At 56.2% G+C, this 15,626-nt stretch carries 12 protein-coding genes; 1 reads left to right on the top strand and 11 read right to left on the bottom strand.

The features are described 5' to 3' along the window. Positions 1–19: 19 nt before the first annotated feature. From ACYQ8U_RS01445 to holA, 5 genes are all read right to left on the bottom strand, one after another. Positions 20–358, bottom strand: coding sequence for a histidine triad nucleotide-binding protein (locus ACYQ8U_RS01445; protein ID WP_459943720.1), 339 nt, complete (start codon positions 356–358; stop codon positions 20–22). Between the two features lie 238 nt (positions 359–596). Then, a complete protein-coding gene (locus ACYQ8U_RS01440; RefSeq protein WP_459943775.1) occupies positions 597–821 on the bottom strand; it encodes a hypothetical protein in 225 nt (74 codons plus the stop codon). Between the two features lie 20 nt (positions 822–841). After that, positions 842–2,863, bottom strand: coding sequence for an AAA family ATPase (locus ACYQ8U_RS01435; protein WP_459943719.1), 2,022 nt, complete (start codon positions 2,861–2,863; stop codon positions 842–844). 41 nt (positions 2,864–2,904) lie between these two features. Then, on the bottom strand, positions 2,905–3,219 hold the full coding sequence (clpS, locus tag ACYQ8U_RS01430; protein WP_459943718.1) for an ATP-dependent Clp protease adapter ClpS: 315 nt from the start codon (positions 3,217–3,219) through the stop codon (positions 2,905–2,907). Positions 3,220–3,419: 200 nt separating this feature from the next. Beyond that, complete coding sequence (holA, locus tag ACYQ8U_RS01425) at positions 3,420–4,784, bottom strand: DNA polymerase III subunit delta (RefSeq protein WP_459943717.1); 1,365 nt, start codon at positions 4,782–4,784, stop codon at positions 3,420–3,422. Positions 4,785–5,078: 294 nt separating this feature from the next. On the opposite strand from holA, the gene map reads away from it, so the two are divergent. Beyond that, entirely contained in the window at positions 5,079–6,080 is a 1,002-nt protein-coding gene (gene map, locus ACYQ8U_RS01420; RefSeq protein WP_459943716.1) for a type I methionyl aminopeptidase, read from the top strand. Positions 6,081–6,098: 18 nt separating this feature from the next. On the opposite strand, the gene ACYQ8U_RS01415 is transcribed toward map, so the two are convergent. From ACYQ8U_RS01415 to ACYQ8U_RS01390, 6 genes are all read right to left on the bottom strand, one after another. Further along, complete coding sequence (locus ACYQ8U_RS01415) at positions 6,099–7,400, bottom strand: MFS transporter (protein WP_459943715.1); 1,302 nt, start codon at positions 7,398–7,400, stop codon at positions 6,099–6,101. After that, positions 7,397–9,160 carry a hybrid sensor histidine kinase/response regulator gene (locus ACYQ8U_RS01410; RefSeq protein ID WP_459943714.1) on the bottom strand — a complete coding sequence of 588 codons (1,764 nt, stop codon included), beginning with the start codon at positions 9,158–9,160 and terminating at the stop codon, positions 7,397–7,399. Before ACYQ8U_RS01410 ends, ACYQ8U_RS01415 begins: the two co-directional genes overlap by 4 nt. A 200-nt stretch (positions 9,161–9,360) precedes the next feature. Then, positions 9,361–10,869: a threonine ammonia-lyase, biosynthetic gene (ilvA, locus tag ACYQ8U_RS01405; RefSeq protein WP_459943713.1), complete on the bottom strand. Its 1,509-nt coding sequence runs from the start codon at positions 10,867–10,869 to the stop codon at positions 9,361–9,363. A gap of 25 nt (positions 10,870–10,894) precedes the next feature. Next, positions 10,895–11,947: a 2-oxoacid:ferredoxin oxidoreductase subunit beta gene (locus ACYQ8U_RS01400; RefSeq protein ID WP_459943712.1), complete on the bottom strand. Its 1,053-nt coding sequence runs from the start codon at positions 11,945–11,947 to the stop codon at positions 10,895–10,897. Further along, positions 11,944–13,794 (bottom strand): 2-oxoacid:acceptor oxidoreductase subunit alpha, encoded by a 1,851-nt coding sequence (locus tag ACYQ8U_RS01395; RefSeq protein ID WP_459943711.1) that lies wholly within the window; start codon positions 13,792–13,794, stop codon positions 11,944–11,946. Before ACYQ8U_RS01395 ends, ACYQ8U_RS01400 begins: the two co-directional genes overlap by 4 nt. Next, positions 13,791–15,569, bottom strand: a complete 1,779-nt coding sequence (locus ACYQ8U_RS01390; protein WP_459943710.1) for an FAD-dependent oxidoreductase — start codon at positions 15,567–15,569, stop codon at positions 13,791–13,793. Before ACYQ8U_RS01390 ends, ACYQ8U_RS01395 begins: the two co-directional genes overlap by 4 nt. Between the last annotated feature and the right edge of the window lie 57 nt (positions 15,570–15,626).

The raw sequence follows: 15,626 nt of genomic DNA, 5'->3' as shown, positions 1-15,626 counted from the left end.
ACGGTCTTTCCTTGAGAGATCAAAGAGGCCAGGGCCGGTCTTTGCCGCCGAGGATGTGCAGATGGAGATGGAACACCTCCTGGCCGACCTTGCTGCCATTGTTGCAGATCGCCCGGTAGGCGTCACCGGTGCCGTTTTCCACCGCCACCTGGGCACCGACACGCAGCAGCTTGCCGACGAGTCTGTCATCGGCTTCGACCACATCCACCGGACCGGCAATATGTTTTTTCGGGATCACCAGAAAATGGACGGGCGCCTGGGGGGTAATATCCCGAAACGCCAGCACCTCCTCGTCTTCATAGAGCTTTTCGGCGGGGATTTCGCCTGCAACAATCTTGCAAAAGATACAGTCATGCATAGCCGCTTCTCCTTTTTTGTTTGTCATCTCGTTGTAGAAATGGGCATTGGATCTGGATGTATTGGTATTCTATACAACAACAGGCGGTTTTCGTAAATGCATGGAAGGATGGTTTCTCGGCTTTTCCGGTAAAGTGCATAAAAAAACGCAAAACAGTATGTGTCACATACTGTTTTGCGGCAGAAGATGAAATAAATGCACTAGGCGATGTGAGGAGGAAAAGCTCTCCTTTTTCCAGTTATTTGCTGTATTTGAAAATCAGTTCCTTGTTGGCTTCGTCGATAAGCACCTCTCCGCCTTTGGCCAGTTTGCCGAAGAGGATTTCCTCGGTCAGGGTGTCGCCAATCTCCTTCATAATCAGACGTCTGAGCGGTCTGGCGCCATAGTCCGGGTCGTAGCCCTTGACGGCCAGGTATTTCCTGGCCTGGGCGCTGAGCTTGATGCTCACCCGTTTTTCGGCCAGCTGTTCCTCGAGCTCGCGGATCAGCTTGTCGACAACACGCTCGGTCGCCTCCTGATCAAGCGAGCTGAACGAGACGATGGCATATCGAGCCTGTTGCGGAACTCGGGGGCAAAAAGCTTGTTCACCGCCGTCTGATCCTTGCCTTTTTTGCTGGTGACAAAACCGATGCTTCTGTTGGCCATTTCTCTCGCGCCGGCGTTGGTGGTCATGATCAGGATGACGTTGCGAAAATCCGCCTTTCGACCGGAGTTGTCGGTGAGGGTCGAATGATCCATCACCTGCAGCAGGATGGAAAAAATGTCCGGATGGGCTTTTTCGATCTCATCGAGCAGCAGCACCGAGTACGGATGTTTGCGGATGGCTTCGGTGAGCAGGCCGCCCTGGTCGAAGCCGACATAGCCCGGAGGCGAACCGATCAGCCGGGCCACGGCATGTTTTTCCATGTACTCACTCATGTCAAAGCGCTCGAAATGCACATTGAGGGTGACGGCCAGTTGTCTGGCGACCTCCGTTTTACCCACCCCGGTGGGACCGGCAAAGACAAAACTGCCGGTGGGAGAGTCAGGGTTGCCGAGGCCGGCCCGCGAGCGTTTGACCGCAGTCGTCACCGCCTCGATGGCGTCGTCCTGGCCAAAGACCACATTTTTCAGATTGACCGCCAGCTCACGCAGTTCATGGATCTCCGAGATGGAGCTGCTTTTCGCGGGAATCCTGGCTATCCGGGAGACGACCTTCTCGACATCGCCGACCTTGACCATGGTGCCCTGTCTGCCTTCAAGCCGGAAAAAGGAACCGACCTCATCCATGATATCAATGGCCTTATCCGGCAGGAAACGCTCGTTGATATAGCGGTCGGAAAGTTCGGCCATGGCCTTCAGCGAATTCTGCGAGTAGCGCACGTCGTGGTGGCTTTCGTATTTGTCTTTCAGCCCTTTGAGGATAAGGTGGGTGTCGGCAACCGAGGGTTCCTCGATATCGATTTTTTGAAAGCGCCGGGAAAGGGCCCGGTCTTTTTCAATCTGGTTTTTATACTCTTCATAGGTGGTCGAACCGATGCAGCGTAAAATGCCGGCCTGCAGGGCAGGTTTCAGCAGGTTGGAGGCGTCCATCGAGCCGCCGCTGGTGGCGCCGGCGCCGACGATGGTGTGCATCTCGTCGATGAAGAGGATGGCATTTTTTTTCTGCTCGATCGCTGAGACCACACTTTTCAGCCTTTTTTCAAAGTCGCCGCGATATTTTGTGCCGGCGACCAGGGTGCCCATATCGAGCAGGTGGATCTCGACATCCTGCAGGAGATCGGGAACCAGTGGCTTTTCGCCTTTTTCTCTGGCAACCTTGTCCTCATAAATGCGCAGGGCGAGCCCCTCGGCCATGGCCGTTTTGCCAACGCCGGGTTCTCCGACCAGCAGCGGGTTGTTTTTCTTCCGCCGGCACAGCACCTGCATGATTCTGCCGATTTCCTCATTGCGACCGATGAGCGGATCGAGTCTCCCCTGCGCGGCATATTCCGCCAGGTTGATGGTAAAATCTTCCAGGGCCTTGGCGTCTTTTATACCTTTTTGCGGTAAGGGACCCTCGGGCGGCGTGGTAAAAGGTTCTTTCTGCAGGCCATCGGCGGGCAGCTCGTGGGAGATAAAGTTCACCACCGACATCTTGCCGATACCGACCGAGGTGAGAAAGTAGACGGCATGGGACTCTTCCTCGGCCAGGATGGAGACCAGCACATCACCGCTGTCGACCTGCTGTTTGCCGCAGCTCTGCACATGGGCGACCGCCCTTTGCAGCACTCGGTTGAAGGCGATGGTCTGGGCCGGTTCTCCGGAGTTGGTGTTGGTAAATTTGGGTATTTCCATAAGAAAAAACTTCTCCAGGCGTTCCTTGAGGACCTGGGTTGAGCCACCGCACTCATTAATGATGTAACTGGTGAGCTCGTCATGCAAAAGGCCATAGAGCATGTGTTCAACAGTGACATATTCATGATTATGGGTTTTTGCTTCTCTTATGGCCATTATCAGCGCTTTTTCCAGTGTTTTGCTCAGCATAATTCTCGCACTTTGTTGGGTGAAAGGGGTACTTTCACCTGTTAGACTGTTTCCATTGAACAGCGGAGTGGAAACTCATTTTTTTTCGCCAGCTGGTGCACCACCGAGATCTTCGTTTCGCAGATTTCCCGGGTATAGATTCCAGCGATTCCTACGCCCTCGTTATGGACATTAAGCATTATTTTTGTTGCGTCATGGTGCGACTTGTGAAAAACGGTTTCAAGGACGGCAATGACAAATTCCATGGAAGTATAGTCGTCATTGTGCATCAATACTTTGTAGAGCCGCGGTTCTTTGATCTCAATGGTATCTTTGGTGAGTACCGATCCTTCTCTTCGTCTTTTGCTCTCTGCCATGGTTCTGCAATAATTAATAAAAACGTTAAATAGTTTTGTTTGGTTAGGAAGCCCTCCGCCGACCGGAGACTGCCTCGTTCGCCGCTGCCATCCGTCGTTTTCGGCCAGACCCGGAATCAATGCCAGAAACAACAGGATCGTCAAACATCAATTATGATAACAACTCTCCGCGCATTTTCAATATACCATACACTGCGCCTTCAGGAAAATTTTGCTGACCCGTGGAGCATGGCCAGAAAAAGTTCCTCGAGGATGAGTTGTGCCGGTAAAGGCGAGCCTTTCAGGCGAAATTCCGCCTCGAGCAGCATGGTCAGCCATCGTCGCAGCCCCGCACAGGAATATTCCGATGCCTTGGTGAAACTCATGAACAGGGCATAGGGATGGCCCTGGAGCATATCGCTCCATTCCCCCTGGAGCTTGAGGTCCGGCAGGTAGCTGTTCTGGAATTCCTTGGCGTTCATGCCATGTCGCCAGGGTGGGGAGGGGCGCATCTGCAGGGAACGATAGATCAGTTGTTTTTTGAGGAAATTGCGCATGGTGGCGAGGATGGCCAGGCTGTGGAACCCTTGTTCCTGCAGGCGTGACAAAATTATCAGGGTTCTGCTCACCTGTCGCTTACTGAAGGCATCGGTCAATTCATACAGGGCGTCCTCCCGGTTGCGGACGACCATTGTGTCCAGGTCAGCGCAGGTGATTACCGGCCGGTCACCGACAAAATGGGCCAGTTTTTCTGTTTCGGTGACAACGGCCACCGGATGAAAACCGACCCGCTCAAAAAATATTTCCACCGCCCGGGGATCTATTCTTTTATTGAATTCCGTAAGGGTCTTCTGCATCACCTCTTTCAGTACGGCCTTTTGTTCATTTTGCGCGGTGGCATTGGCGCCGGAGGCGACGGAGCAGTCGACAACGGTGCCATGTTTCTTGAGGTAGGTGAACAGTCGCTGGCGCTTGTCCACTGTCTCGGCGGTTAAAAGAAGGATGTTGCCGCCGGGGAGTCCTTTGTCGAATGCCTCGATATACCGGTCGACCAGGTTTGTCGGGGTGACCCTGGCCGGCCCCTGGCCTTCGGTAAGGAGCGCGTCGGCCCAGGCAAGGCTTTCGCCCGGCTTGTCAAAGGCGAAGATCTTTTTCCACTCCTTGCCGGGTATTTCCGAGAGGGGACTGGGGCCGTCGATTTTCAGCTCAACCGCCTGGGCTATGGCCTGGAGGTGGCGCAGAGCCGGACCGGGACGACCGGCCTGGAAAGCCTGGACCGCCTTCTGCCATATTTCCGAGGCGACGGTTTTACTATGGAAAATCCGGCTGTTGGCGACCCGGTAGAGCTGTCGGCCCGGGAGCAGGCTGAAGCTCATCAGTCTGGCCAGGGTCTGGCCCGGGTCTTCCGTGTCGCCGTCGAGGCTGTGTACGGCTCCGGCCTGCTGGGCCAGGAGGGTATTCTGTAGAGAATCGGCGGCCTCCTTACAGAGAAAACGTTCGCCGAAAAAAAGAAAAACCTGGGACTGGAAAGGGAAGGGGGCTTCCTTGATTTTTGCCTGCAGTTCCAGGCGGTTAATTTGTACCATCTGTCTGTCCTGTACGAGATTTACTCCGTCGTCCCGAAAAAAAGAGGGGAATGAGATACCATGGTGGAAGAGGATGTATCCACTGTAACGCTCTCTTATAGGGTAGTTGTTTTTCCTTGGATTTCCAAGTGTTCAGTTGTAAAACAGACTGGACATGAGAGAACCGTTCGGTGCTCTGCTGCAACAGGAGGTGTGCACTGCCGCGAGCTGACCGTGGCGATAAGCCGTCTACATATAATACCATCCAGGTTGCTCTCTGCTCGAAGAAAATGAACCTGGGAAACGAGAGAAAAAATGAAATTACCAAAGAGAAATGATCCCTGCTGGTGCGGCAGCGGCAGAAAGTATAAGAAATGTCATCTGCTCTCCGATGAGCTTGGCGAAACCGCTCCCCCCGGTCTGCCTAAAAAGAGAGGCGGCGAGGCTACTGTCTCACCCGGCAGGATAAGTCCACGCAGATCTGTTCCGGAGCATATCCGCCTGCCGGAATATGCCGTCAGCGGCGTGCCTGCCCCCGGCAAAGCTTCCTGTAAAAAGAACAGCGCCGAGCAGATCGAACGGATGCGCCTGGCCGGAAAAATTGCCCGCGATGTACTGGATACGGTCCTTGCCCAGGTGCGACCCGGCATCACCACCGATGCGCTTGACCAGATCGCCCACCTGCGGACCATCGAACTTGGCGCCTATCCCAGCTCTTTAAACTATATGGGTTTCCCGAAATCGATCTGCACCTCGGTCAACGAGGTGGTAGTCCATGGCATTCCCGACAGCAGAGAACTGGTCGAAGGCGATATCATCAACTGTGATGTCACCGTCTATGCCCATGGCATGCACGGCGACTGTTCGGAGACCGTTTTTGTCGGGGACGTCGATGAAGAATCAAAAAGGCTGGTGAAGGTAACCTGGGAGTGTCTGATGAAGGCCATCGATGTGGTCAGGCCGGGGCAGCCGCTCAATGCCATCGGGCAGGTCATCGAAGAACATGTCCGGCACCATGGTTATAGCATCGTCCGTATATTTACCGGCCATGGCATCGGCGAATCGTTTCACATGTTGCCCTATGTCGCCCATTTTTATGAGCCGAACAATAAAACGCTGCTCGAAGAGGGCATGACTTTCACCATCGAGCCGATGATCAATGCCGGACGTGCGGAATGCGTCATCTGGCCCGATAAGTGGACGGCGGTCACCTGCGACCTGGCCAGAAGCGCCCAGTTCGAGCATACGCTGTTAGTCACTGCCGACGGTGCGGAGATCCTTACCGGTGGCCGGGAACCCTGGTTCTTGAAAAAGTGATCGACACGGCTTGCCGCTTCACGCCACCCTCTGGCGACAGTTGGTTTCATGGGTAAACAGCAGCAGGAAAAAGGAGGCGGTGATCCATAGGAGCATTAAGCCAAAGCCGCTGCGATAGGCGGCCACATCATACATCCTGATGTCCATGACCATGCTCCCCGTCCACATGCGGTCGAGAATCCAGCCGACGGCCGGCTGCAGGATCATCGGCCCGGCCATGACCCCCATGTTGATCACCCCGGAGACGGTTCCCGCCAGATGTGTCGGCACCGATTCCTTGGCAAAAACAAAGCTGATGATCATACACCCGGACGCAAAACCGGTTATCAATAAAACCGGAACGAGTGCGGTGAGAGAGATGTCCCGCACCAGAATAAGCGTGGCCCAGCCGGTAACCGAGATGCCGCAGCCAATAAGATAGAGCTTTTTACGGTTGTGCAGCCGGTCGGACAGCCAGCCGAAAAATGGACCGCCGACGGCCCAGGCAACCAGCAGGGCCGAGGTGAGGGTGGCGGCAGCGGTCGGGGAAACACCGTGCAGGGTGGTTAGATAGGGCACGCACCACAACCCTGAAAAGGTGAGCACACAACCGACGATGCCGCCGGGAATGACAAAAAGAAGCACTATATTGCGGTAGGTGAAGACATGAAGGACATCAGCGATGATATCTGAGTCTTTTTTTGCGGCAGGATGGGCAGGCAGCGGTAGGAAATCGCGGTAACCTTTTTCCTCGGGGTAGTCCCGGACGAACAGCCAGGTGCCGGCGCCGATAAGAAGGGTCGTGGCCGCGGAGAAGAGCATAACGTCTCTCCAGCCGAACTGATCGACAAAGATGCGCAGGGGGGTGCCGGCAAAGACCGCCCCGATAATGCCGCAAAAGAGCGCCAGCCCCGACACCATGGCAAAACGCCGGGGGGGGAACCAGCTTGCCGCCAGCTTTAACAGACAGACGAAGGCAACCGCTACTGAGCCGCCGATAAGCAGGCGTCCGGCGGCAGCCCAGGCAATGCTCGGCGCCCAGGCAAACATCACCGCCCCCAAGGCCGCCACCAGAGCCCCCAGGGTAAGGAGCCGCCGTGGTCCCCAGCGGTCGGCAAGAATCCCGGTGGGGATCTGCATGGCTACATAGCTGTAGAAATAAAATGCCGAAAGATTGCCCAGGGCGGCGGCGCTGATCTGGAAATCGCGCATCAGCTCGCCGGTGATCACCGCCGGGGCGACCCGATGAAAAAATCCAAGGAGATAGAAAACGGCACCAAAGCCCCATACGAAAAGGCCGGCTGTCATGGAGGGGGTGCTGTCGTGTGAGGAAGTAGTCATCGGTTTTTTTTGGCGGAGAACAGTATGTCCATATCGAGAATTTTCCGGATCAGGTTTGAAAGTTCTTTCATCGCCACAGGTTTCATGGCAAAGCCCTTGATACCGGCAGCTCTGGCCTTTTCTTCGGAAATTGCCGAGCTGAATCCGGTGCAGAGAATGATCGGCAGCTGCGGTCGAATCTGCAGCATGCGCCGGGCGAGATCGATACCGGACATGTCCGGCATGGAATAATCGGTAATGACCAGATCGAAGTCACCGGGTTGATTCTGGAAAGTGGTCAGTGCCTCAAGGCTGCTGGTGCGTACCGTCACGCTGTAACCCAGTCGTTCCAGCATGGTCTGGGCCATCCGCACCAGCATTTTTTCGTCGTCGACAAAAAGGATACGTTCACTGCCGCCGGAGGGCCGCTCGATCGTATCTGCTTTCTGCAGACCATGTTCCGTAACTGTCGGGAAAAAGATATGGAAGACTGTGCCCTCGCCCGGCGTGCTGTACAACCGTATGAAACCACCGTAACTCTGGACGATGCCATGGGCAATGGCCAGACCCATGCCGGTCCCCTTGCCGGCTGCTTTGGTGGTAAAATACGGCTCAAATATTTTATCCTGTATTTCCAGCGGAATGCCCGGGCCGGTGTCTCTGATGGACAGCTGCAGGAAATTTCCCGGCGCAACGTTTGGCACCTCGCGCAGATCCTCTTTGCTGAGCTCTGTCTTGTGCAGGGAAATAAACAGGGTGCCGCCGCTTTCCTCCATGGCATGAAAGGCGTTCGTGCACAGGTTCATGACTATCTGATGAATCTGCGTCGGATCGGCAACAATTACATCCGTCTCGGCATTGATATCCTGCCGGATGTCAATGGTGCTGGGCAGGATGGAGCGGAGCAGTTGGAGGATTTCCCGGACGATATGTGCCGGTTCGAGCGGGACCATCTCGGCCTCCGCCTGACGGCTGAAGGCGAGTATCTGGATGACCAGATCCCGAGCCCTGGAGGCGGCTGCAATAATCTGCTCAATGTCTTTTGCTGCAGAGGATTCCGGCGGGCTGTCTTCCCGTGCCAGTTCCGCATAGCCGAGGATGGCCCCCAGCATATTATTGAAATCATGGGCGATACCGCCGGCCAGGGTGCCGATGGTTTCCATTTTCTGCGCCTGATTCAGATGGGCTTTGAGTTGCGCATTCACCTCTTCCATCTGTTTGCGCTGGTTGATATCACTTACGACAATTCGCCACACGGGCGAGTCGTCTGATCCTTTTGCCAGGGCGGACCTCAGTTCTGACCAGAATGACCTGCCGTCCTTTTTCACCATCTGCAGTTCAGTGACCTGCGGTGTATCCGTTTCCGTGAGCTTTCTGCGATGGTGATAGAAGATGTCCTGGTCTGCCGGAAGGACAAAATGAGTGAACGGCTGTCCGGCAAGATCTCTTTTGTCGACCTCTAAAAGAGCGGCGGCGGTGGCGTTGGCTTCGAGGATCAAACCCTCTTTGTTGACGGTGACATAACCTATCGGCGCCTGGTTATAGAGGTCGTAATAACAAGCTCGTGTTTTGTTCAGGGCCTCTTCTGACCGGCGCAGTTCTTCGTTCTGTATCTCAAGTTCGGCCTGGTACACCCGGAGTTCAAAGACCAGCCGACGTATGTCATCGGGCGACATGGACTGCAGGTCGGTCGACGTCTGCGCCATTTTTTCTCGCACCTTTCTCTCAGCCAGTTGGCGAATTGCTCCCACGTTATGTGGCGGATAATTATTGCTTGTCATGCTCTCCCGAGACTTCTTCCGTAAGATTTTTCCCTGCAGGAAGAGCGCCCGGACCTTATCTGTTTCAGGCAGAAGGTATCTGTCGTTACACACGTATCATATACTCATAAACTAACGAGTGACAGGCAGGAGATCAATATCTCTTGCAGAGAAAGATGTTTTTTAGTCGCTGAGTGCAATACCAGGCAACGAAGAGCCTGCTAAAGAAACAGGGTGTAGGCCGGGTTGTCGGTCTCTTCCTGGTAGCGGTAGCCGAGGGCGTCGAGTCGCTTTTCCAGTTCGCCGGCTTTTTCCTCCGGCGACTCCAGGCCGATAAGCACCCGGCCGAAATCACCGCCATCGGCCCGGTAATGAAAAAGAGAAATATTGTGCCGGCCCCGGGTGGCACGAAGAAAACGGGTGAGGGCGCCGGGGGTTTCCGGAAACTGGAAGCGAAACAGCCGTTCATGGTCGACCACGCCCGATTTGCCGCCGACCATGTAACGAATATGCGTCTTGGCCAGGTCGTTGTCGGTAATATCAAGATTTTCATAGCCCGCCGCACTGAGCTGGGCAGCAAAATCAAAGCGTTCCTGTTCCTTGCGAATGGAGATGCCGACAAATATATGCGCCTCCTTTCGGCTCGACAGCCGGTAGTTGAATTCGGTAATATTTCTTTCTCCGACCATGTCACGGCAGAAGGCCTTCAGGCTGCCGGGCCTCTCGGGAATGGTCACGGCAAAGAGTGCCTCCTGCTTTTCACCGACCATGGTCCGTTCCGTGACATACCGCAGCCGTTCAAAATTCATATTGGCCCCGGAGTTGATGGCCGCCAGGGTCTGCCCGGTGCAGCCGGTCTCCTGGATATATTTGAGCAGGCCGGTCATGCCCAGGCCGCCCGCCGGTTCGACAATGGCGCGGGTCGCCTGGTAGATCGCCTTGATGCCGCCGCATAACTCATCGGTGGTCACCCGGATTATTCTATCGACGTATTTTTGGCACAGTGCAAAAGTGAGTACGCCGACCTTGCGGACCGCCACCCCGTCGGCAAAAATGCCCACCGAGTCAAGGGAAATCCGTTTCACGGCAGCCAGGGACTGGTACATGGCGTCGCTGTCCACCGGTTCCACACCGATCACCTGGATCTCCGGGCGCAGGGTCTTCAGGTACAGGGCCATGCCGCTGATAAGTCCGCCGCCGCCGACCGGGACGAAGACCGCGTCAAGCCGGCCGGGATTCTGCCGCAGCAGTTCAACGGCGATGGTTCCCTGTCCGGCAATGACCAGTTCGTCATCAAAGGGATGGACCGGGACCATGGCCGTTTCCAGGGTAAGCTTTTCGGCGTGGCTTGCCGAATCCGAGTAGGTATTGCCGTACAGGACTATCTCGCCGCCGAAACCCCGCACCGCATCGATCTTTATCTTTGGTGTGGTCTGCGGCATGACGATCAGCGCCCGTATGCCCAGTCTGGCGGCGGCAAAGGCGACGCCCTGGGCGTGGTTGCCGGCGGAAGCGGTAATGACCCCTCTGTCCCGCTCCGCAGGTGACAGGTGGGCCAGCTTATTATAGGCACCCCGCAGTTTGAAGGAGAAAACCGGCTGCTGGTCCTCTCGTTTCAGGAGGATTCTGTTGTCGAGTCGCCTGGAGAGGCCTGCCGCCGTGTCAAGCGATGTTTCTACCGCTGCTTCGTAGACACGGGAAGTGAGGATCTGTTTAAAAAGTTTCTGCACGGCTACGCCTCGCTGTCAATGCGTACTAGCGCAAACTGTCGTTGATTAGTTGCAACGCACTATTACCGGGGCAGAGATCCGCCTCGGTCAGGGTATTCAGCGGCCGGAGAGTCGAATTGATGATATCGTGGGTCTCCTGGATGTCCGGGTTGACATATAAAAGGCCGGTGAGCAGCCTGCCCCGCTTTTTTTCCAATTCCAGTTTGTTCACCGCCTGCAGCCGGTCGGTGACATCTTCACGCGAATCCGCCTTGTGCAGATGGATGATACTGCCGTCGTGCATCACCACCTCCTGACTTGCCCCTTCGGCATATTGCGCGAGGATTTCCTGCTGCAGGGGGACAAAATCAAAGGTGTTGGTCGCCTCGATATGTTCCCGGACATACTCATAGCTCTTGGTCGAGGTGGAGGTGTTGTTAAAGGTGACGCAGGGCGAAATGACATCGATAAAGGCCAGGCCGTTGTGGGCCATGGCACCCTTGATCAGCGGTACCAGCTGCTGCTTGTCGCCGGAAAAGCCTCTGGCGACATAACTGGCGCCCAGTTCGATGGCCAGTTCGCACAGGTCGATGGAGGAATACGGGTTCGGCGCACCTCTCTTGCCCACCGACCCTTTATCGGCGGTTGCCGAGTCCTGCCCCTTGGTCAGGCCATAGCAGCCGTTGTTCATGCAGATGTAATTGAGGTTGAGGTTGCGGCGCAGGGCGTGGGCAAACTGGCCCATGCCGATGGAGGCGGTATCGCCGTCGCCGGAAATGCCGATGTACAGCAGCTGGCGATTGGCCATGTTGGCCCCGGTGGCTACCGACGGCATACGCCCGTGCACGGCATTGAAGCCGTGGGATTTACTGAGAAAATAGGCCGGCGTTTTTGACGAGCAGCCGATACCGGACATTTTCGCCACCCGATGCGGCTCCACCGACAATTCAAAACATGCCTGGATAATAGCGTTGGTCGTCGAGTCGTGACCACAGCCGGCACAGAGGGTGGAAATTGCCCCTTCATAATCGGTGCGGGAATATCCTGCCGAATTTTTTGCAAGTTTTGGATGGCGAAAATTTGGTCGCTCAAAGCTCATGCTTGTCCTCCCTGGGAAACCTGGAGATGTTCCGGATGCTCCTTGGCAAGGAGAGCCTGGATTTTCTCGGTAATGAAATCAGCGGTGATGGGCAACCCATCGAAGTTGAGTATGGAGCGCAGCTTTCGCGGGGAAATATCATTTTCCGTCATCAACATGGTGCGCAGCTGCCCGTCGCGGTTCTGTTCAATGATAAAGATCAACTGGTGTCTGTTGATAAAATCGACCACCTCTTCCTGGAAGGGAAAGGCGCGCAGCCGCAGGCTGTTGATGTTCAGCCCCTGCTCCGCCAGGCGACTGATAGCCTCATAGGCGGCGTGGGTGGTGGTGCCGAAAAAAACCACGCCGACAGCAGCACCGGTGTCCCGGATCTTGATGTGCGGCGCCGGCATCAGGCTGCGGGCGGTCTGCCATTTCACCAGAAGACGCTCCATCCCGGCCTGGTAAATGGGGCTTTCCTCGGTGTATCCGGCATATTCGTTATGCGAGGTTCCCCGGGTGACATAGGCGCCTTTGGTCGGATGCGTCCCGGGATAGGTCCGGTAGCAGATGCCGTCGCCGTCGACATCGAGATAGCGTCCCCATTTCTCCTGGCGGCTGTCCAGCTCTTCGGCGCTGAGCACCTTGCCGCGGTCGTATTTGCGATCATCGTCCCAGACAAGAGGAGCGCTGACATGGTCGTTCATGCCGAGATCGAGGTCGAGCATGACAATGACCGGCGTCTGCAGCCGCTCGGCGAGATCAAAGGCATCGGCCCCGAGATCAAAACATTCCTTCGGATCACAGGGGAAGAGCAGGACGTTTTTCGTATCGCCGTGCGAGGCGTAGGCGCAGGCCAGCAGGTCGGCCTGCTGCGTGCGGGTCGGCATGCCGGTACTTGGGCCGGCTCTCTGGACATTGATCACCACCGTCGGAATTTCGGCGAAATAGGCCAGGCCGAGAAATTCGCTCATCAGGGAAATACCCGGGCCGGAGGTGGCGGTAAAGGCTCTGGCGCCATTCCACGAGGCACCGATGACGATGCCGATGGCCGCCAGTTCATCTTCTGCCTGCAGGATGGCCACCTTGTTGCGGCCGGTGTCCTGTTCCGTTCGGAATTGCCGGCTGTAGCGCTCAAAGGCCTCGACCACCGAGGTGGATGGGGTGATCGGATACCAGCCGGTGACCGTGGCCCCGGCATAGACGGCGCCCAGGCCGAGGGCGGCATTACCGTCGACAAGGATTTCGTCGCCGAGTTTGTTCGACTTTCGTACCGACAGCCGGCAGATCCCGGCGTGATGCTCTTTGGCGTAGGCGAAGCCGAGCTCGAGGGCCTTGATATTGGGTTCGCCCAGCTTGGGTTTTTTGCGAAACTGTTTGTCGATGGACTCGGTCAGAATGGAAAAGTCCAGATCGAGGAGAAAGGACAGGGCGCCGACATAAATGATATTGCGCAGCAGCTGGCGCAGTTTGGGATTTTTGAACTCGTCATTACAGAGAGTGGTGAGCGGTACGCCGATGACGGTGATATCGTCACGGTTGAATTCATCTGACAATTCCCTGGTGGAATCGTAGAGAAAGTAGCCGCCGGGCAGAACCTCCTGGTAATCCTGGAAAAGGGTCTGGCCGTTGACGGCCACGGCCAGATCGACCCCGCCCCGTCTGCCGAGAAAGCCATGCTCGTTGACCCGCACCTCATACCAGGTCGGCAGCCCCTGAATGTTCGAGGGAAAGATGTTTTTCGGGCTGACCGGAACGCCGAGCCGGAAAATGGCCCTGGCAAAAAGATTGTTGGCGCTGGCCGAGCCGGAGCCGTTGACGTTGGCGAAACGGACGACAAAGTCGTTGACACTCTCTATCTTGTTCATTTTTGACCTGCCACGGCGGAATTATAGGTAAACTGCACCATTTCCCAGGAGGAAGTCGGGCAGCGTTCGGCGCAGAGCCCGCAATGCAGGCAGACATTCTCATCTTTGACCATGACCCGGCCGGTGGGCAGGAGTTCCGAGACGTAGAGGGCCTGTTCCAGGTTATCGGCCGGGGCGAGAAGTCGTGTGCGGAGATCGTCTTCGTCGCCATTTTCAACGAAGTTAATGCAGAATTCCGGACAGATATCGACACAGGCATCGCACTCGATACAGGTGGAGTAGTCGAAAACCGTCTGCACATCGCAGTTCAGGCAGCGCATGGCCTCCTGGTGGCCGGTTTTTTTATTGAACCCCAGTTCAACTTCGACCAAGCGGTCCTTCAGCGATTTGACCCGGTCGGCCGTCGGCACCGCATAACGTTTGTCAGGGGAGACGTGGCTGTCGTAGATCCAGTCCTGCATGCCCATCTTCTGGCTGACCAGATTGGTCCAGGGGGCCGGTCGGTCGTGGAGATCCTTGCCCCGGCAGAAGAGATCGATGGAGATCGCCGCCTCATGGCCATGGGCCACGGCGGTGATGACATTTTTCGGCCCAAAGGCGGCATCGCCGCCAAAAAAGATATGCGGTATGGAAGATTGATACGTTTTCTCGTCAAGGACGGGAAGTCCATGCTCATTCATTTCTATGTGCATATCTTCCTTGATGAAAGGAAAGGCATTCTGCTGGCCGACGGCGAGGAGCACCTGGTCGCAGGCGATAAAGACCGGCGGTTCCTTGGTGGCGAGCAGTTTGCGTTTGCCGTCCGCATCGTATTCGGCGGTCATTTTCTGGAAATGCATGCCGATCAGTCGCCCGTCTTCAACGACAAAATCGACCGGGGAGTGGTTGTCGATAATGGGGATGCCCTCGTCCTCGGCATCCTCGATCTCCCAGGGTGAGGCCTTCATATCGGCGCGTGGGCTGCGGACGATGACCCGGACGTCTTCTCCGCCGAGCCTTCGTGCCATGCGGCAGCAGTCCATGGCCGTGTTGCCGCCGCCGAGCACCAGCACTTTTTCCGGGGTTGAGGTGACGTGGCGGTAGAGCACCGAGGCGAGCCATTCGATGCCGATAAAAATCGACGCATCGCCGGCAATCCTGCCGGGCAGATCCGGCAGGTCACGGCCGCGCGGGGCGCCGGTGCCGACGAAGATGGCGTCGTAACCCTTGTCGGCAATGGTCTTCAGGTTCTCGACATAGTGATTGAAATGGCTGGTCACGCCCATGTTGAGAATGCGGTCGACCTCTTCATTGAGCACTCTCTCGGGTAAGCGGAAGGAGGGCACCTGGGTGCGGATAAACCCCCCGGCCTTCGACTGATCATCGTAGAGGTCAATCTCGTAACCGAGCGGCAGCAGGTCGCGGGCGACGGTAAGCGAGGCAGGACCGCCGCCGACGAGCGCAATTTTTTTGCCGTTTTTTTCGCTGGGAACCTCGGGCAGGAAGTCGGTGCTGTCGCTTTTAAAATCCGAGGTGACCCTTTTCAGCCGGCAGATGGCCACCGGGGTCTCCTCGACCCGGGTCCGTCGACAGGCAGGCTCGCAGGGCCGGTCACAGATACGTCCGAGGATGCCGGGGAAGACATTGGAAATCCAGTTGATTTTGAACGCCTCATCGTACTTGCCCTGGCTGATCAGCCGGATATATTCCGGCACCGGGGTGTGCGACGGACAGGCGTACTGGCAGTCGATGACTTTATGAAAATATTCCGGATCTTGTGTGTTTGTCGGTTTCAAGAATCGCTCCTCTGTTATCGGTGATACAAGATATCGTCATTCGGCATTCTCGGGCAG

Source organism: Desulfocastanea catecholica (genome assembly GCF_054657295.1).
The sequence above is the reverse complement of the archived record's forward strand: the minus strand, read 5'-3'. Positions and strand labels throughout refer to the sequence as shown.